Below are 15,814 nucleotides of genomic sequence, written 5' to 3' on the forward strand. Positions count from 1 at the left end.
GGCGGGTGCGACGCGTGGCGGCACGGCGGCCCGGGCTCCCCCTAGTCTAGGTCGCGCCGGAGCCTGCTCCGGAACGGCCCGACCACGGAGGCAGCCCGATGAGCTTCAACGACGACGTCACCCTCGACACCTCCCAGGTCCGCTCCGGGGGCGGAGGGTCCGGTGGTCCCGGCGGCCTCGTCGTCGGCGGTGGCCTCGGTGGCATCGTCGTCCTCATCCTCGCGCTCGTCTTCGGCATCGACCCCTCGCAGCTGCCGACCGGCGGCAGCAACCAGGCGGCGCCCGGCCAGGTGCAGGCCGGCGGCGAGGTCGACCCCTCGGCGTTCCAGGAGTGCCGGACGGGCGCGGACGCCAACCGCAGCGACGTCTGCCGGGTCATCGGGACGGTCAACTCGGTGCAGGCGTTCTGGACCGGCGAGCTGCCGCGGTTCAAGCGCGAGTGGCAGGACACCCCGACGGTGCTCTACTCGGGCGCCACGCAGTCGGCCTGCGGCACGGCGAGCAACCAGGTCGGTCCCTTCTACTGCCCGCTCGACAAGTCGGTCTACATCGACGCGAGCTTCTTCGAGGTCCTCAGCACCCAGTTCGGCTCCGACGGAGGCGCGCTGGCGCAGGAGTACGTCGTCGCGCACGAGTACGGCCACGCGCTCCAGGACCAGCTGGGACTGCTCGGCAAGGCGCAGCAGGGCGGCACCGGACCGGAGTCGAACGGCGTGCGCATCGAGCTGATGGCCGACTGCCTCGCGGGCGTATGGACGCAGCACGCGTCGCAGGTGCCCGACGAGGACACCGGCAAGCCGTTCCTCCAGCCGCTGACCGACGCCGACATCGAGTCGGCGCTGTCGGCGGCGTCGGCCGTCGGCGACGACCGCATCCAGCAGGCAGCGACCGGCCGGGTCTCCCCCGAGTCATGGACCCACGGCTCGAGCGCAGCCCGGCAGAAGTGGTTCCTCCAGGGCTACCGCACCGGCGACCTCAACCAGTGCGACACCTTCGCGGTCGCCTCCGTCGAGAGCTGACCGCGCGCCCCGTCAGCCGACGGCCCGGCGCACGAGGTCGGCCACCCGGGTCTCACCCTCGGCGGTGGGCGTCGTCACCGCCCAGGCGACCGGCCACAGCGTCCCCTCGTCGAGCGCGGCGACGTCCTGGAACTCCAGGCTCGTGTAGCGCTGGCCGAACTTGCCCGAGTTCTTCACCTCGAGCAGGACCTTGCCGTCCTTCGCGTAGGCGGGCGTGCCGTACCAGGTCCTCGGGGCGAGGTCCGGTGAGGCGGAGGTGATCACCTCGTGCAGGCGGGTGCACAGCGCACGGTCGCCCTCGTCCATCCGCGCGATCGCGTCGAGCACCGCCTGCCGCTCGTCCTCGGCCTTCGCCCCCTTCTTCGCGGCGCGCGCCTCGGCGGCCCGTGCCTTCATCGCAGCCTTCTCGTCGGCGGTGAACCCGCCCGTCGTCCCTGCCATGCCCACCCCTTCGGTCTCGCGCCGTCGCCTGCGCCACCATCCTGCTCCCGGCCTCCCCCTCGCGTCGAGGGGCACCGCGTGACAGGCGGGGGCCGAGCCCGCACGATGGGAGCACCGACCCGAGGAGGACCCGTGCGCGTCATGGCCGTCACACCGAACCTGCACGTCCCCGACATCGCCGAGGCCGTGCGCTTCTGGACCGGTGTCGTCGGTCTGGCGCCCGAGGAGATGGGGCTGGACTGGGTGGCGCGCTGCACCGACCCGGCGACCGGGGCCCACGTGCAGCTGGTCACCCACGACGCGACGGCCCCCGAGGACTCGGCGCTCACCGTCAAGGTCGACGACGTCGATGCGGCCTGGGCCGAGGTCCTCGCCGCCGGCGTCGAGGTCGTGCACCCGCTCGTCACGGAGCCGTGGGGGGTGCGGCGGTTCTTCGTGCGGGCCCCGGGCGGGGTCGTCGTCAACATCGCCCAGCACCACGCCTGAGCCCGGCCGTCGATGCGTGACAGGGTGGGCCGATGACCGACGCCTGGACCACCGTCGGCGAGGCGGACTTCGTCTCGCTCACCACCTTCCGCCGCACCGGCGCCCCCGTCGCGACCCCGGTGTGGGTGACCCCGGACGCCGACGGGTCGCTCCTGGTGACGACACCGACGGGGAGCGGCAAGGTCAAGCGGCTGCGCCGCGACCCCCGGGTCGAGCTGCGTCCCTGCTCGCGCCGCGGCGCGGTCGAGCCCGACGCACCGGTCGCCACCGGTCGGGCCGAGCTCGTCGAGGACGCCGCGGGCGTCGCCCGGGCCCACGACGTCCTGCGGGCCGCCTACGGGTTCCAGTTCCGCCTCGTCATGGGGATCGAGCGGATCGTGCGGCGCGGCCACACCGACCGGGTCGTCCTGCGCATCACCCCGACCGACGCCGCCGTCTGAGGCGCCCCGGACGACCGACTGCCCGCTACTCCTCGATGGTGACGCGGACGGCCCGCGCGCGCTCGAGGGCGGTCTCCAGGACCGCGAGGCGCGGGTCCGGGAGGTCGTAGAGCTCGCGGCGCGGCAGGCCCAGGAGCCCGCGCAGGCGGGGGTCCTCGAGGACGGCCTCGGCCAGCGCCCGGTCGCCGCCGAGGACGAGCGCCGCGGCACCGGACCCGGCGAGCAGCCGGACGGCGTGCTCGGTGACGGCCCCGACCAGCTCGTCGGCCTGGTTGGCCCGCCGACGGGCGAAGCGCTGCTGGCTCCAGCCGCCCGCCGCGGTGCGCGACTGGACGTAACGGGTCCCGACCTTGTGGGTGGTCAGCCTCTCCCCCACCGCCGTCCCGACGGCGTAGCCACCACGGCGCACGAGGAGCAGCGCGAGCGGGTCGGCGTCGAGACGGTCGACGCCGACGACCCGCTGGGGGCCGTCGGCGCCGTTGTTCTCGTCGAAGCGCGCCCGCCAGCGGTCGTACCGCCCGGGCGCGACCTCGACGACGCGTGTGGTCACGCTCAGATGTTGAAGCCCAGGGCGCGCAGCTGCTCGCGGCCGTCGTCGGTGATCTTGTCCGGGCCCCACGGCGGCATCCAGACCCAGTTGACGCGGTAGGACGAGACGAGGCCCTCGAGCGAGGCGGCCGTCTGGTCCTCGATGACGTCGGTCAGCGGGCAGGCCGCCGAGGTGAGGGTCATGTCGATGACGGCGTGGTTCTGGCCGTCGACGGTGATCCCGTAGACGAGGCCGAGGTCGACGACGTTGATCCCGAGCTCGGGGTCGACGACGTCGCGCAGGGCCTCCTCGACGTCCGCGACGTTGGCGGGGGTGGCGGTGTCGGTCACTGCGTGGCTCCTTCGGCCTTGTACAGGGCATCGGTGAACGCGGCCCAGGACAGCAGGGCGCACTTGACGCGGGCGGGGTACTTCGAGACGCCGGACAGGGCGACGCCGTCGCCGATGACGTCCTCGTCACCGGGGTCCTCGCCCTTGCTCGTGAGCATCGTCCGCATCGCCTCGTAGGTGTCGCGGGCGTGGGCGACGGTGCCGCCGGTCAGCTCCTCGGCGAGGATCGACGCCGAGGCGACGCTGATCGAGCAGCCCATCGAGTCGTACGAGACGTCCTCGACGACGGCGTCCGGCCCGTGGCCGACGAGGTGGACCCGCAGGGTCACCTCGTCGCCACAGGTCGGGTTGACCTGGTGGCTCTCTCCCTCGAACGGCTCGCGCAGCCCGTGGTTCACGGGCTTCTTCGAGTGGTCGAGGATGAGCTCCTGGTAGAGGTCCATCAGGCGGGCACCTCCGTGCCGAAGATCGCCGGCACGCGGTCGAGCGCCTCGAGGAGCGCGTCGACCTCGCCGGGGGTGGTGTAGGCGGCGAAGCTCGCCCGGGTGCTCGCGGGCACGCGGAGCGTGCGGTGCAGCGGCCACGCGCAGTGGTGGCCCACGCGCACCTCGACGCCGCGGTCGTCGAGCACCTGGCCGACGTCGTGCGGGTGCACGCCGTCGACGGCGAACGCGACGGCCCCGCCGCGCTCGCGCAGGTCCGCCGGCCCGAGGACGGTGACCCACGGGCGCTCGGCCAGCCCGCGCAGCAGGCGCTCGGTGAGCATCTGCTCGTGGGCGTGGACACGGTCCATCCCGAGCGCGGTGAGGTAGTCGCACGCGGCGGCGAGCCCGACGGCCTGGGCCGCGACGGGCACCCCGGCCTCGAACTTCTGCGGCACCGGTGCGTAGGTGGCGGACTCCATCGTCACGGTCTCGATCATCGAGCCGCCGGTGAGGAAGACCGGCATCTCGTCGAGGAGCTCCGGGCGACCCCAGAGGACCCCGACGCCGAGCGGGCCGAACATCTTGTGGCCCGAGTAGGCGAGCAGGTCGACGCCCAGGTCGGCGACGTCGATGGGCAGGTGCGGCACCGACTGGCACGCGTCGAGGACCGCGAGGGCCCCGACGGCGTGCGCGCGCTCGGCGAGCTCGCGCACGGGGTTGACCGTGCCGAGGACGTTCGAGACGTGGGTGAACGCGAAGACCTTCGTCCGCTCGGTGAGGAGCGAGTCGAGGTCGGTGAGGTCGAGGCGACCGTCGGGGGTCACCGGCACCCAGCGCAGCGTGGCGCCGGTGCGCCGGCAGGCCTCCTGCCACGGGATGAGGTTCGCGTGGTGCTCCATCTCGGTGACGAGGACCTCGTCACCGGGACGCAGCGCGAACCGGTCGCCGTGGCCACCCCCGCCGCCGTGCGTGCCGTTGGTGAAGGCGTAGGCGACGAGGTTGAGCGCCTCGGTGGCGTTGCGGGTGAAGACGACCTCGGCGGCCCGTGCCCCGATGAAGCGGGCGATGGTCTCGCGGGCCGACTCGTAGGCGTCCGTGCCCTCCTCGGAGAGCTGGTGCGCCCCGCGGTGCACGGCGGCGTTCGTGTGCTCGTAGAAGTGCCGCTCCGCGTCGAGGACCGCGGTCGGCTTGTGCGAGGTGGCCCCGGAGTCGAGGTAGACCAGCGGGTGCCCCCCGCGCACGGTGCGCGACAGGATCGGGAAGTCGGCCCGCAGGCGGGCCAGCTCCTCGTCGGTGAAGGGGGCGGCGGCCATCTCAGGCCTCGGTGGTCGCCGGGAGGAAGCGGTCGTAGCCCTCGGACTCGAGGCGCTCGGCGAGCTCCGGGCCACCCTGCTCGGCGATCCGGCCGTCGACGAAGACGTGGACGAAGTCCGGCTGGATGTAGCGCAGGATGCGGGTGTAGTGCGTGATGAGCAGGACGCCGGCGCCGGTGGTCTCCTTGGCGCGGTTGACGCCCTCGGAGACGATGCGCAGCGCGTCGACGTCGAGGCCGGAGTCGGTCTCGTCGAGGACGGCGAACTTCGGCTGGAGGAGCTCCATCTGGAGGATCTCGTGGCGCTTCTTCTCACCGCCGGAGAAGCCCTCGTTGACGTTGCGCTCGGCGAACACGGGGTCCATGCGCAGGTTGCCCATGGCCTCCTTGACGTCCTTGACCCAGGTGCGCAGCTTCGGGGCCTCGCCCGACACGGCTGTCTTCGCGGTGCGCAGGAAGTTCGACACGGTGACGCCGGGGACCTCGACGGGGTACTGCATCGCGAGGAAGACGCCGGCGCGGGCGCGCTCGTCGACGCTCATCGCGAGGACGTCCTCGCCGTCGAGCGTGACGGTGCCCGAGGTGACGGTGTACTTCGGGTGGCCGGCGATCGAGTAGGCGAGGGTCGACTTGCCCGAGCCGTTGGGGCCCATGATCGCGTGGGTCTGGCCGGACTCGATGGTGAGCGTGACACCGCGGAGGATCTCCTTGGTGCCCTGCTCGGTCTCGACGGTGACGTGCAGGTCCTTGATCTCAAGGGTGGACATACGTGTGGTCAGAGCTCCTCGGACAGGGCGACGAAGACGTCGTCACCCTCGGTGCGGACGGTGTGGACGGCGATGGGGGTGATGGCGGGCGGGCCGGTGGGCTCGCCGGTGCGCAGGTCGAAGCGCGAGCCGTGGAGCCAGCACTCGAGCGTGCAGCCGTCGAGCTCGCCCTCGGAGAGCGAGACGTTGGCGTGGCTGCACGTGTCGTCGACGCAGTGGACGGTGCCGTCCTCCGTGCGGACGATCGAGACGCGGCGCCCCTCGATCTCGGCGAGGGCGGCCCCGACGGCCGGCAGCTCGTCGAGCCGGCAGACGTGGACGAAGCCCTCCGCGGTCAGCTGCTCGCTCACGCGGCGGCCTCCCCGGCGAGCTCGCGCTCGATGGCGACCATGAGGCGCTCCTGCACCTCGGGCACGCCGATGCGGCCGACGACGCTCGCGAAGAACCCGCGCACGACGAGGCGACGGGCCTCGTCCTCGGGGATGCCGCGGGCCATCAGGTAGAACAGCTGCTCGTCGTCGAACCGGCCGGTGGCCGAGGCGTGCCCGGCCCCCTCGATCTCACCGGTCTCGATCTCGAGGTTCGGGACGGAGTCGGCGCGGGCGCCGTCGGTGAGCAGCAGGTTGCGGTTGAGCTCGTAGGTGTCGGTGCCCTCGGCGGCGGCGCGGATGAGGACGTCGCCGACCCAGACGGTCCGCGCGGTCTCGCCCTGGAGCGCGCCCTTGTACTCGACGTTGCTGCGGCAGTGCGCCGCCTCGTGGTCGACGAAGAGCCGGTGCTCGAGGTGCTGGCCGGCGTCGGCGAAGTAGACGCCGAGGCCCTCGAACGACCCGCCGGGGCCGGCGTAGGTGGCGTTCGTGTTGAGGCGGACGACCCCGCCGCCGAGCGTCACGGCGATGTGCCGGACGCGGGCGTCGCGGCCGACGACGACGTCGTGCTGGCCGAGGTGGTGCGAGGCGTCGTCCCACTCCTGGACGGAGACGAGCGTGACGTCGGAGCCGTCGCCGGCGAGGACGGTGAGGACCTCGGAGTAGTCGGCCGTGCCGTGGTGCTCGAGCAGCACGGTGACCTTCGCGAAGCGGCCGACGCGGACGGTGACGTGCCCGTGGACGAGGCCCTGCTCGCCACCGGTCAGGCGCAGCCGGACCGGTTCGGTGGGCTCGGCCTCGGCCGGGACGTCGACGAGCGCCACGCCACCGCTGTGGGCGGCGGCGACGGCGGCCGCGCGGTCCTGCGGCGCCGGGACGCCGAGGGCCTGCCAGTCGGCGACCGGGAGGGTCGAGACGGTGACGCCCTCGGGCAGGCTCTCCTCCCACGCGAGGCACTCGCCGGTGGCCTCGTCGCGGAAGAAGGCGCCGAGCCGGTCGACGGGCGTGAAGCGCCACTCCTCCTCCCGGCCGTGCGGCACGGGGAAGGCGTCGACGTCGAAGGACGCGGTGCGCTCGGCGCGCGACTGGTCCGGGACCATCGTCGCGACGCTGTCGGTGTGGGCGCCCTCGGTGGGGCGCTGGGGGGTCAGCAACGGCATCAGCCGACTGCTCCTTCCATCTGCAGCTCGATGAGGCGGTTCAGCTCGAGGGCGTACTCCATGGGGAGCTCCTTGGCGATCGGCTCGACGAAGCCGCGCACGATCATCGCCATCGCCTCCTCCTCGGACATGCCGCGGGACATGAGGTAGAACAGCTGGTCCTCGGAGACCTTCGAGACGGTCGCCTCGTGGCCCATCTGGACGTCGTCCTCGCGGATGTCGACGTAGGGGTAGGTGTCGGAGCGGCTGATCGTGTCGACGAGCAGCGCGTCGCAGACGACCGAGCTCCTGGACCCGGTGGCGCCCTCCATGATCTGGACGAGGCCGCGGTACGAGGTGCGGCCGCCACCCCGGGCGACGGACTTGGAGACGATCGAGCTGCTGGTGTTCGGGGCCGCGTGGACCATCTTCGAGCCGGCGTCCTGGTGCTGGCCCTCGCCGGCGAAGGCGATGGAGAGGGTCTCGCCCCGGGCGTGCTCGCCGAGGAGGAAGACGGCCGGGTACTTCATCGTCACCTTGGAGCCGATGTTGCCGTCGATCCACTCCATCGTCGCGCCCTCGGCGCACGTGGCGCGCTTGGTGACGAGGTTGTAGACGTTGTTCGACCAGTTCTGGATGGTCGTGTACCGGACGCGGGCGTTCTTCTTGACGATGATCTCGACGACCGCGGAGTGCAGCGAGTCGCTCTTGTAGATCGGCGCGGTGCAGCCCTCGACGTAGTGCACGTACGAGCCCTCGTCGGCGATGATCAGCGTCCGCTCGAACTGGCCCATGTTCTCGGTGTTGATGCGGAAGTAGGCCTGGAGCGGGATGTCGACGTGGACGCCCGGCGGGACGTAGATGAACGAGCCGCCCGACCACACGGCGGTGTTGAGCGCCGCGAACTTGTTGTCGCCGGCCGGGATGACCGAGGCGAAGTACTCGCGGAAGAGGTCCTCGTGCTCGCGCAGGCCGGTGTCGGTGTCGACGAAGATGACGCCCTTCTCCTCCAGGTCCTCGCGGATCTGGTGGTAGACGACCTCCGACTCGTACTGGGCCGCGACGCCGGCGACGAGGCGCTGCTTCTCGGCCTCGGGGATGCCGAGCTTGTCGTAGGTGTTCTTGATGTCCTCGGGCAGGTCCTCCCAGGAGGTCGCCTGCTTCTCGGTGGACTTCACGAAGTACTTGATGTTCTGGAAGTCGATGCCGGTGAGGTCGCTGCCCCAGCTGGGCATCGGCTTCTTGTCGAACAGGCGCAGGGACTTCATCCGCAGGTCGAGCATCCACTGCGGCTCGCTCTTGCGCCCGGAGATGTCGGCGACGACCTCCTCCGAGAGCCCGCGGCGCGCGGTGGAGCCGGCGGTGTCGCTGTCGGCCCAGCCGTACTCGTAGGTGCCGAGGTCCTTCAGACCCGGGTTGAGCTCTTCGATGTGGCTCGTCATCGCGATGGCCTCTCGGTAGGGGTCGGGACGAACGTGGTGCAGACGTGGTCGCCGTGGGCGAGGGTCGCCAGGCGTTGGACGTGGACGCCGAGGAGGCGGGAGAACGCCTCGGTCTCGGCCTCGCACAGCTCGGGGAACTCGGTCGCGACGTGCTGGACCGGGCAGTGACCCTGGCACAGCTGCACCCCGGTCAAGGCCGCCGGGCCGCCGGGTGTTCCCACCGGGCGGGCGGAGGCCGAGTAGCCCTCGGTGTTGAGGGCGTCGACGAGGGCGTCGGCGCGCGAGCGCGCGTCGTCCCCGGCGTGCTCGAGGCGGCCGGCGAGCCGGGCCTCGAGGTGGGCGACGCGCTCCTCGGCGAAGGCCTGGACCGCGCTCTCGCCGCCGGTGCGGCGCAGGAAGCGCAGCGCCTCGCCGGCGAGGTCGTCGTAGTCGGACGCGAGGGCGCGGTGGCCCGCGTCCGTGAGGACCCACTCCTTCGCCGGGCGGCCGCGCCGGCGGGGGCCGGCGGCGTCGCGGGCGAGGACGAGGCCCTCGGCGTGGAGGTTGTCGACGTGGCGGCGCACGGCCGTCTCGGTGAGGCCGAGCCGGTCGACGAGGGCGGTGATGCTCACCGGGCCCTCCTGGCTCACGACACGCAGCAGCCGGTCGCGCGTGCGCGACTCGTCGACGGAGGCTGCGGCATTAACCACACACCCATGTTAGGTAAATGCCGCGACGACGTCCAAGGAAGGGTCGCCTAACCCTCGACGGGTCGCGGCGCGGGGTCAGGCGCGGGCCGGTCCCGGCTCGTCGCAGGCGTCGTCGCCGTCGGGTCCGTCGAGCTCGTCGTCGCCCTCGATGGGGAGGAAGACCGACTGCATCCGGCGCCGGGGCGGCGCGACCGACTCGGACCCGAGCACCCGCTCGCGCAGCGGGGCGGTGAGCACGCCGAGCGGCGCCGTGAGGACGTAGCCGTAGGCGACGACGATGCCTGTGAGGCCCGGGGCGAGCACGAGGCCGGCGACGATCGCGAGGGCGACGAGGCCGGTGGTGAGCCGCGCCCGCGGGGTCGTCGGCTGGAGCAGGTTGCGGAAGGACCGGAACCGGATGGTCATGACCATGAGGAAGGCCGGGACCACGCTGACCAGCAGCGGGAACCACGCCTGCCACGGGCCGGTGCCCGGACCGAAGAAGGGCGAGTCGAGCGCGAAGATCGTCGCGATGACGACGCTCGCCGCACCCGGCGACGGCAGGCCGACGAAGTAGCGCTTGTCGGCGGCGGGGTCGATGGTCACGTTGAAGCGGGCCAGGCGGAAGGCCGCGCACGAGAGCCAGAGGAAGGCGACGAGCCACGCGAGCACCGGCCAGTCGCTCAGGGCCCACGTGTGCACGAGCACCGCGGGGGCGACGCCGAAGGAGATGAGGTCGGCGAGCGAGTCCAGCTGGAGACCGAACGGCGAGGTCGCCCCGACGAGGCGGGCGACGAAGCCGTCGGCGATGTCCATGACGATGGAGAACGCGATGAGGACGGCCGCGAGCGTGAAGTGGCCCCGGAAGGCGAGGAGCACCGACGAGAAGCCGCTCACCATGTTGAGCGTCGTGAAGGTGCTCGGGGCGAGCAGGCGGGCCCGCTCGCGCTTGGGCAGCTGGCGCAGCGAGACGACGCGGGCGCCGGTCGGCGAGACGAGCCGCCACCGGTCGAGGATGCGCCGGCGGCCGGTGGTGGTGTCGGGACCCTCGCTGCTCATCGCTCCCCCTCGCGCACGGCGCCCGCGTCCGGGCCGGTGGTCTCGGTGCGCGAGGGCGTGGGCCCGGCCTCCCGGTCGATGCGTGGCATGCGCCCCACCCTAGGATGCCGGGCATGGTGGCCGCTGTCCTCGTGCGTGAGCTGCGGCGCGTGTTCCGCGCGACGACCGCGGTCGACGGGGCCTCCTGGTCCGCGTCCGCCGGGCGCGTCACGGCCCTCCTCGGCCCCAACGGCGCCGGCAAGACGACGACCGTCGAGTGCCTCGAGGGCCTCCAGCGCCCCGACGCCGGCGAGGTCCGCGTCCTCGGCGCCGACCCCTGGCACGCCGACGCGGCCCACCGCGCCGCGGTCGGGGTGATGCTCCAGGACGGCGGCCTGCCGACGACGGTGCGGCCCCTGCCCCTCCTGCGCCACCTCGCCGCCCTGCACCGCGAGCCGCTGCCGGTCGACGAGCTGGCCGAGCGGCTCGGCCTCCACGACTTCGCCCGCACGACCGTGCGCCGGATGTCCGGCGGGCAGCGCCAGCGGGTGGCCCTCGCGGCCGCCCTCGTCGGACGGCCCGAGGTCCTCTTCCTCGACGAGCCGACCGCCGGCCTCGACCCCCACGCGCGCCTCGACGTCTGGGACCTCGTGCGCGCCGAGGCCGACCGCGGGGTCTGCGTCGTCGTCACGACCCACTCCTTCGAGGAGGCCGAGCGTCTCGCCGACGACGTCGTCGTCATGGCCGGCGGGCGGGTCGTCGCCGACGGGCCGCTGGCGCAGGTGCGCGGCGACCGCTCGCTCGAGGACGTCTACTTCGCCCTGACCCGCCGGGAGGCCTCGTGAGCGCCCCGACCCCGACCCGCGGCCGGGTGCTCGCCCAGGCCCGCTTCGAGAGCCGGGTGCTGCTGGCCAACGGCGAGCAGCTGCTCGTCTCGGTCGTCCTGCCCGCGCTCGCCCTCGTCGGGCTGGCCCTCGCGTCGGTGCCCGACCTCGGGCCGGGCCGCCGGGTCGACCTCGCGGCGGCCGGGGCGCTCGCCCTCGCGGTCGTCTCGACGGCGTTCACCGGCCAGGCCATCTCGACCGGCTTCGACCGACGCTCGGGCGTCCTGCGGATGCTCGGCACCACCCCGCTCGGCCGCGGCGGGCTGCTGGCCGGCAAGGCGCTCGCGGTCCTCACCGTCCTCGCCGTGCAGGTCGTGGTGCTCGGCGGGCTCGGGCTCGCGCTCGGCTGGCGTCCGCCGGCGGGCGGGCTGCTGCCCGGCCTGGTCACCCTCCTGCTCGGCACCGCGGCCTTCGTCGCGCTCGCCCTCCTGCTCGCCGGCACCGTCCGGGCCGAGGCCGTCCTCGCGCTGGCCAACCTCGCGTGGGTCGTCCTCCTCGGGCTCGGCGTCCTCGTCCCGACCGACCGGCTGCCCGGCGCGCTGGCGACCGTGGCCGCGGCGCTGCCGTCCGGGGCGCTCGGCGACGCGACGCGCCTCACCCTCGTCGACGGCACCTGGCCGTGGGCGCAGTGGGCGGTCCTCGTCGTCTGGGGCGGCGCCGCCGGGGCCGCCGCGGTCCGCTGGTTCCGCTGGTCGGGCTGAGCGGGTTCGGTCGGCCACGACGCCCCGTCGTAGCATCGGGGGCGTGAGCTCCATCCCCCTCGTCACCGGCGAGGTCTCGACCCGGACGGTCCGTCGCTGGGCCTGGGCGAGCCTCGTGGCGAACACCGTGATCATCGTCACCGGCGCGCTCGTGCGCCTCACCGGCTCGGGCCTCGGCTGCCCCACGTGGCCGCGCTGCACCGACGCCTCGTTCGTGCCGCACCGCGAGCTCGGCGCGCACGGCGTCATCGAGTTCGGCAACCGGCTGCTCACCTACGTGCTCATCGCCGTCGCGGTGCTCACGCTCGTCGCCGTCTGGCGGTGGAGCCGCACGAGCCGGTCGCTGCGCCTGCACGCCTTCCTCCTGGCGTTCGGCATCCCGTTCCAGGGCGTGGTCGGCGGGATCACCGTCCTCACGCAGCTCAACCCGTGGATCGTCGCGATCCACCTCCTCCTCTCGCTGCTCCTCGTCGCGGGGTCGGTGTGGCTCCTCCTGCGGGTCACCGACCGGCTCGGCACCCCGGCCGCGCTCGGCCTGCGCCGGGCCACCCTGCTCATGCAGGTCCTCGTCTGGGTCGTCGTCTACCTCGGCACGGTCGTCACGGGCAGCGGCCCGCACGCCGGCGACGCCGACGCCCCCCGCAACGGCCTCGACCCGGAGCTCTGGAGCCACGTGCACGCCGCCGGGGTCTACGCCCTCGTCGCGGTGACGGTCGTCCTCTGGTGGGGCTCGCGCGGCACGGCGCTGCGCGGCCCCGTGACGACGCTGCTCGTCATCGAGCTGGCGCAAGGCGCGATCGGCTTCGCGCAGTACTGGACCGGCCTGCCCATCCCCCTCGTGGCGCTGCACCTGCTCGGCGCCGCCGTGCTCGTCGCCGCGGCGACGCGGGTCCTGCTCCTGGCCCGCGGCGTCCTCCTGCCCGGCTCCCCCACCGCCCGTCGCCGGGACGCGGCGCTCACCGCCTGACCCACCCCGGGCCTCCACGCCCGGCACCCTGATGCACAACAGACGTTGCACAAGGCTGGTTGTGGATCTACCGTCGACGCATGACGCGACCCGAGATCCGCACGCTGCGCGACGCCGCACCCCTCGCCGCGCTGGCCCACCCCTTCCGCTCCCGGATGATGGACTCGCTCAAGGTCGACGGCCCCGGCACCGCCTCGATGCTGGCCGCCCGCACCGGCCAGGCCGTCGGCAACGCCAGCCACCACCTCAAGGTCCTCGCCGCGGCGGGGCTCGTCGAGGAGGCCCCCGAGCTCGCCCGTGACCGTCGCGAGCGGTGGTGGCGCCTGGTCTCCGCCGGGACCCGGTGGAGCAGCGTCGACCTCGCCGACGACCCGGCCGCCGCGACCGCCGCGCGGGAGGCCGAGGCGCTCCAGCTGCGCCGGCAGGTCGAGCGCATCACCGACTGGCTCGGCCGGCGCGACACCGACCCGGAGTGGGAGGGTGCGGCGTTCGCGAACCAGAACTGGCTGCGCCTCTCCCCCGCCGAGCTGCAGCAGGTCGCCGAGGAGACCCTCGCCCTCTACCGCCGGTGGGCCGACCGCGAGGTGCCGGACGACGGCGTGGAGCGCGAGTCCGTGCTCGTCGTCGCACGGGGGTTCCCGTGCCGGCCGTGACGCACGAGGTCCCCACGGCCACCGGGCCGCTCCCCCTGCGGCACAACCGCACCTTCGCGCTCCTGTGGGCCGGCGAGGGCGTCAGCGTGCTCGGGGCGATGACGACGACGGTCGTCGTCCCGCTCCTCGCGGTGACGTCCTTCGACGCCGGACCCGGCTGGATGGGGCTGCTGACGGCGGCCGCCTGGCTGCCGTGGCTCGTCGTGGGCCTGCCCGCCGGCGCCTGGGTGGACCGCCTCGACCCGCGCCGGGTCATGGTCGTCGCCGACCTCGTCGCCGCGGTCGCCGTCGGCTCGGTGCCCCTCGCCGCCCTGCTCGGCGTCCTCGACCTCCCGCACCTCCTCGCGGCGTCCGTGGCCTCCGGCACGTGCGCGGTCTTCTTCCGGACCGCGTACGGCGCCTTCGTCCCCCGCGTCGTGCGCGCGGAGGACCTCGAGACAGCCAACGGCCGCCTCTACGGGACCGAGTCCGCGATGCAGGTCGCCGGGCCCGGCGTCGGTGGCCTGCTCGTGCAGCTCGTCGGCGCCGCCACGGCGGTCGTCGCCGACGTGGTCGGCTTCCTCGTCTCGGCCCTGTGCCTCTGGCGGATGGACCCCGCCACGCTCCGGCCGGCACCCGAGCGCCCGGCCCGCGAGCCGCTGCGCCGCGAGATCGCCGACGGCGTGCGGGTCGTCGCCCGCGACCCCTACCTGCGCTTCTTCACCCTGCAGGGCGCGGCCTCCAACTTCGCCCTCACCGGCTACGGCGCGCTGCTGGTGCTCTTCCTCGTGCGCGAGCTCGGCGTCGCCCCGGCGACGGTGGGCCTGCTCGTCGCGGCGGGCAGCGTCGGTGGCCTCGTCGGCGCGGCCGTCGCGACACCGCTGGCCCGCCGGGTCGGCACCGCCCGGGCGATGCGCCACCTCCAGGTGCTCGGGGGTCCGACCGCGCTGCTCGTCCCCCTCGCCGCCCCCGGCGCCGCCGTCGCCCTCGTCCCCGTCGGCGTGGCCCTCGTGGGGGTCGGGGTCGTCGGCGCGAACGTCGTGCGCTCGGCGTTCCGCCAGCGCTGGACGCCGCCGGCGCTCCTGGGCCGGACCACGTCCGCGTCGTCGGTGCTCAACTTCGGCACGATGCCGGTGGCCGGGCTCGTCGCCGGCTGGCTCGGGACCTCGCTCGGCGTGCGCCCGACCATCGTCGGGATGACCGCGCTGCACGCGCTCGTGTCGCTCTCGGTGTGGGTCGGCCCCTACCGGCGCGGACGCGACCTCCCGGCGGGGGTCAGCGCAGCGGCAGGTGGACGAGCGGGTCGACGGCCACCGCGAGGAACACGACGGTGACGTACGTGATCGAGTAGTGGAACAGGCGCATCGGCTTGAGGGCCAGCCCGGTCACGCCGCGACGGGCGGCGCCGAGCAGGCGGTGCGCCTCGGCGACGAAGAGCGCACCGGAGGCCACCGCGACCACCGTGTAGAGCCAGCCCATCGAGGCGACCGGCACGAGCGCGAGCGAGGTCGCGACCATGACCCACGAGTACGCGACGATCTGGCGGCCGACGACGACCGGGCCCTTCTCGACGGGCAGCATCGGCACCTCGGCCGTGGCGTAGTCGTCGCGGAAGGCCATCGAGAGCGGCCAGTAGTGCGGCGGCGTCCAGAAGAAGATGACGAGGAAGAGCACGAGCGCCGGCCAGCCGACCGTGCCCGTCACCGCGGACCAACCGATGAGCGTCGGCATGCAGCCGGCGATGCCGCCCCACACGATGTTCTGCGACGTGCGCCGCTTGAGCAGCATCGTGTAGCCGACGGCGTACAGCGCGATGGCGAGCAGCGACAGCGCGGCCGACAGCAGGTTGACGACGAGCGCGAACCAGACCGTCGAGGCCACGGTGAGGGCGCCACCGAAGATCATCGCCTCGCGGACGGTCACCTCGCCGGTGACCATCGGGCGGCTGCTCGTGCGGTGCATGAGCCGGTCGATGTCGCGGTCGTAGACCGAGTTGAAGGTGTTCGCGGCGCCGGCGCTGAGGATGCCGCCGGCGAGCGTCGCCACGACGAGCCAGAGCGACGGGACCCCGCGCTCGGCGAGGAACATCACGGGCACGGTCGTCACGAGCAGGAGCTCGATGATGCGCGGCTTGGTGAGTGCCACGAAGGCCCCGACGCGTCGCGGACCGCGGCGGGCGGAGACCGCCGCGGGAGCGGTCGTCACG

At 73.6% G+C, this 15,814-nt stretch carries 20 protein-coding genes; 8 read left to right on the forward strand and 12 right to left on the reverse strand.

The genetic code is table 11. From position 1 onward, the window contains the following. Nucleotides 1-98: 98 nt before the first annotated feature. Nucleotides 99-1,019 carry a KPN_02809 family neutral zinc metallopeptidase gene (gene ypfJ / locus HL663_RS13345; protein WP_173028836.1) on the forward strand — a complete coding sequence of 307 codons (921 nt, stop codon included), beginning with the start codon at nt 99-101 and terminating at the stop codon, nt 1,017-1,019. Nucleotides 1,020-1,031: 12 nt separating this feature from the next. Here ypfJ and HL663_RS13350 read toward each other — a convergent pair whose 3' ends face one another. Then, the gene (locus tag HL663_RS13350) at nt 1,032-1,460 is read right to left on the reverse strand and encodes a hypothetical protein (protein ID WP_173028837.1); all 429 of its coding nucleotides are present in this window, start codon (nt 1,458-1,460) and stop codon (nt 1,032-1,034) included. Between the two features lie 141 nt (nt 1,461-1,601). Here HL663_RS13350 and HL663_RS13355 point away from each other — a divergent pair, with 141 nt between their 5' ends. Beyond that, a complete protein-coding gene (locus HL663_RS13355) occupies nt 1,602-1,946 on the forward strand; it encodes a VOC family protein (RefSeq protein ID WP_216842564.1) in 345 nt (114 codons plus the stop codon). 32 nt (nt 1,947-1,978) lie between these two features. After that, nucleotides 1,979-2,386 carry a PPOX class F420-dependent oxidoreductase gene (locus HL663_RS13360; RefSeq protein WP_173028839.1) on the forward strand — a complete coding sequence of 136 codons (408 nt, stop codon included), beginning with the start codon at nt 1,979-1,981 and terminating at the stop codon, nt 2,384-2,386. Nucleotides 2,387-2,411: 25 nt separating this feature from the next. Here HL663_RS13360 and HL663_RS13365 read toward each other — a convergent pair whose 3' ends face one another. From HL663_RS13365 to pssA, 10 genes are all read right to left on the reverse strand, one after another. Beyond that, complete coding sequence (locus HL663_RS13365) at nt 2,412-2,936, reverse strand: acVLRF1 family peptidyl-tRNA hydrolase (protein ID WP_173028840.1); 525 nt, start codon at nt 2,934-2,936, stop codon at nt 2,412-2,414. Nucleotides 2,937-2,938: 2 nt separating this feature from the next. After that, on the reverse strand, nt 2,939-3,265 hold the full coding sequence (locus HL663_RS13370) for a metal-sulfur cluster assembly factor (protein ID WP_173028841.1): 327 nt from the start codon (nt 3,263-3,265) through the stop codon (nt 2,939-2,941). Then, on the reverse strand, nt 3,262-3,708 hold the full coding sequence (gene sufU / locus HL663_RS13375; RefSeq protein WP_173028842.1) for a Fe-S cluster assembly sulfur transfer protein SufU: 447 nt from the start codon (nt 3,706-3,708) through the stop codon (nt 3,262-3,264). The genes HL663_RS13370 and sufU overlap by 4 nt, the downstream gene beginning before the upstream one ends. After that, nucleotides 3,708-5,003: a SufS family cysteine desulfurase gene (locus HL663_RS13380; protein ID WP_173028843.1), complete on the reverse strand. Its 1,296-nt coding sequence runs from the start codon at nt 5,001-5,003 to the stop codon at nt 3,708-3,710. Before HL663_RS13380 ends, sufU begins: the two co-directional genes overlap by 1 nt. A gap of 1 nt (nt 5,004) precedes the next feature. Further along, nucleotides 5,005-5,769: a Fe-S cluster assembly ATPase SufC gene (gene sufC, locus HL663_RS13385; RefSeq protein ID WP_173028844.1), complete on the reverse strand. Its 765-nt coding sequence runs from the start codon at nt 5,767-5,769 to the stop codon at nt 5,005-5,007. Nucleotides 5,770-5,777: 8 nt separating this feature from the next. After that, on the reverse strand, nt 5,778-6,119 hold the full coding sequence (locus HL663_RS13390; RefSeq protein WP_216842565.1) for a non-heme iron oxygenase ferredoxin subunit: 342 nt from the start codon (nt 6,117-6,119) through the stop codon (nt 5,778-5,780). Continuing rightward, the gene (sufD, locus tag HL663_RS13395; protein WP_173028845.1) at nt 6,116-7,297 is read right to left on the reverse strand and encodes a Fe-S cluster assembly protein SufD; all 1,182 of its coding nucleotides are present in this window, start codon (nt 7,295-7,297) and stop codon (nt 6,116-6,118) included. The genes HL663_RS13390 and sufD overlap by 4 nt, the downstream gene beginning before the upstream one ends. After that, nucleotides 7,297-8,718 carry a Fe-S cluster assembly protein SufB gene (sufB, locus tag HL663_RS13400; RefSeq protein WP_173028846.1) on the reverse strand — a complete coding sequence of 474 codons (1,422 nt, stop codon included), beginning with the start codon at nt 8,716-8,718 and terminating at the stop codon, nt 7,297-7,299. Before sufB ends, sufD begins: the two co-directional genes overlap by 1 nt. After that, nucleotides 8,715-9,407, reverse strand: coding sequence for a helix-turn-helix transcriptional regulator (locus HL663_RS13405; RefSeq protein ID WP_173028847.1), 693 nt, complete (start codon nt 9,405-9,407; stop codon nt 8,715-8,717). The genes sufB and HL663_RS13405 overlap by 4 nt, the downstream gene beginning before the upstream one ends. Nucleotides 9,408-9,482: 75 nt before the next feature. Continuing rightward, nucleotides 9,483-10,445 carry a CDP-diacylglycerol--serine O-phosphatidyltransferase gene (pssA, locus tag HL663_RS13410; protein ID WP_173028848.1) on the reverse strand — a complete coding sequence of 321 codons (963 nt, stop codon included), beginning with the start codon at nt 10,443-10,445 and terminating at the stop codon, nt 9,483-9,485. 113 nt (nt 10,446-10,558) lie between these two features. Between pssA and HL663_RS13415 the strand changes: the two genes are divergently transcribed. From HL663_RS13415 to HL663_RS13435, 5 genes are all read left to right on the forward strand, one after another. Then, nucleotides 10,559-11,269 carry an ABC transporter ATP-binding protein gene (locus HL663_RS13415; protein WP_173028849.1) on the forward strand — a complete coding sequence of 237 codons (711 nt, stop codon included), beginning with the start codon at nt 10,559-10,561 and terminating at the stop codon, nt 11,267-11,269. Beyond that, nucleotides 11,266-12,009: an ABC transporter permease gene (locus tag HL663_RS13420; protein WP_173028850.1), complete on the forward strand. Its 744-nt coding sequence runs from the start codon at nt 11,266-11,268 to the stop codon at nt 12,007-12,009. Before HL663_RS13415 ends, HL663_RS13420 begins: the two co-directional genes overlap by 4 nt. A gap of 43 nt (nt 12,010-12,052) precedes the next feature. After that, on the forward strand, nt 12,053-12,976 hold the full coding sequence (locus tag HL663_RS13425) for a COX15/CtaA family protein (RefSeq protein ID WP_216842566.1): 924 nt from the start codon (nt 12,053-12,055) through the stop codon (nt 12,974-12,976). Nucleotides 12,977-13,056: 80 nt separating this feature from the next. Continuing rightward, the gene (locus HL663_RS13430) at nt 13,057-13,629 is read left to right on the forward strand and encodes an ArsR/SmtB family transcription factor (RefSeq protein WP_173028851.1); all 573 of its coding nucleotides are present in this window, start codon (nt 13,057-13,059) and stop codon (nt 13,627-13,629) included. Continuing rightward, nucleotides 13,626-14,942 (forward strand): MFS transporter, encoded by a 1,317-nt coding sequence (locus HL663_RS13435; protein WP_216842567.1) that lies wholly within the window; start codon nt 13,626-13,628, stop codon nt 14,940-14,942. Before HL663_RS13430 ends, HL663_RS13435 begins: the two co-directional genes overlap by 4 nt. Here the strand turns inward: HL663_RS13435 and HL663_RS13440 are convergent. After that, complete coding sequence (locus HL663_RS13440; RefSeq protein WP_173030171.1) at nt 14,884-15,813, reverse strand: heme o synthase; 930 nt, start codon at nt 15,811-15,813, stop codon at nt 14,884-14,886. The genes HL663_RS13435 and HL663_RS13440 overlap by 59 nt on opposite strands. Between the last annotated feature and the right edge of the window lies 1 nt (nt 15,814).

The organism is Arthrobacter sp. NEB 688 (genome assembly GCF_013201035.1).
Taxonomy (GTDB): domain Bacteria; phylum Actinomycetota; class Actinomycetes; order Actinomycetales; family Dermatophilaceae; genus Phycicoccus.

What these genes read in the sequence shown, in the direction of transcription:
- sufC (WP_173028844.1), bottom strand. Translation starts at nt 5,769, where the DNA reads ATGTCCACCCTTGAGATCAAGGACCTGCACGTCACCGTCGAGACCGAG.
- HL663_RS13380 (WP_173028843.1), bottom strand. Translation starts at nt 5,003, where the DNA reads ATGGCCGCCGCCCCCTTCACCGACGAGGAGCTGGCCCGCCTGCGGGCC.
- HL663_RS13430 (WP_173028851.1), top strand. Translation starts at nt 13,057, where the DNA reads ATGACGCGACCCGAGATCCGCACGCTGCGCGACGCCGCACCCCTCGCC.
- HL663_RS13360 (WP_173028839.1), top strand. Translation starts at nt 1,979, where the DNA reads ATGACCGACGCCTGGACCACCGTCGGCGAGGCGGACTTCGTCTCGCTC.
- sufD (WP_173028845.1), bottom strand. Translation starts at nt 7,297, where the DNA reads ATGCCGTTGCTGACCCCCCAGCGCCCCACCGAGGGCGCCCACACCGAC.
- pssA (WP_173028848.1), bottom strand. Translation starts at nt 10,445, where the DNA reads ATGAGCAGCGAGGGTCCCGACACCACCACCGGCCGCCGGCGCATCCTC.
- sufB (WP_173028846.1), bottom strand. Translation starts at nt 8,718, where the DNA reads ATGACGAGCCACATCGAAGAGCTCAACCCGGGTCTGAAGGACCTCGGC.
- HL663_RS13415 (WP_173028849.1), top strand. Translation starts at nt 10,559, where the DNA reads ATGGTGGCCGCTGTCCTCGTGCGTGAGCTGCGGCGCGTGTTCCGCGCG.
- HL663_RS13350 (WP_173028837.1), bottom strand. Translation starts at nt 1,460, where the DNA reads ATGGCAGGGACGACGGGCGGGTTCACCGCCGACGAGAAGGCTGCGATG.
- sufU (WP_173028842.1), bottom strand. Translation starts at nt 3,708, where the DNA reads ATGGACCTCTACCAGGAGCTCATCCTCGACCACTCGAAGAAGCCCGTG.
- HL663_RS13355 (WP_216842564.1), top strand. Translation starts at nt 1,602, where the DNA reads ATGGCCGTCACACCGAACCTGCACGTCCCCGACATCGCCGAGGCCGTG.
- ypfJ (WP_173028836.1), top strand. Translation starts at nt 99, where the DNA reads ATGAGCTTCAACGACGACGTCACCCTCGACACCTCCCAGGTCCGCTCC.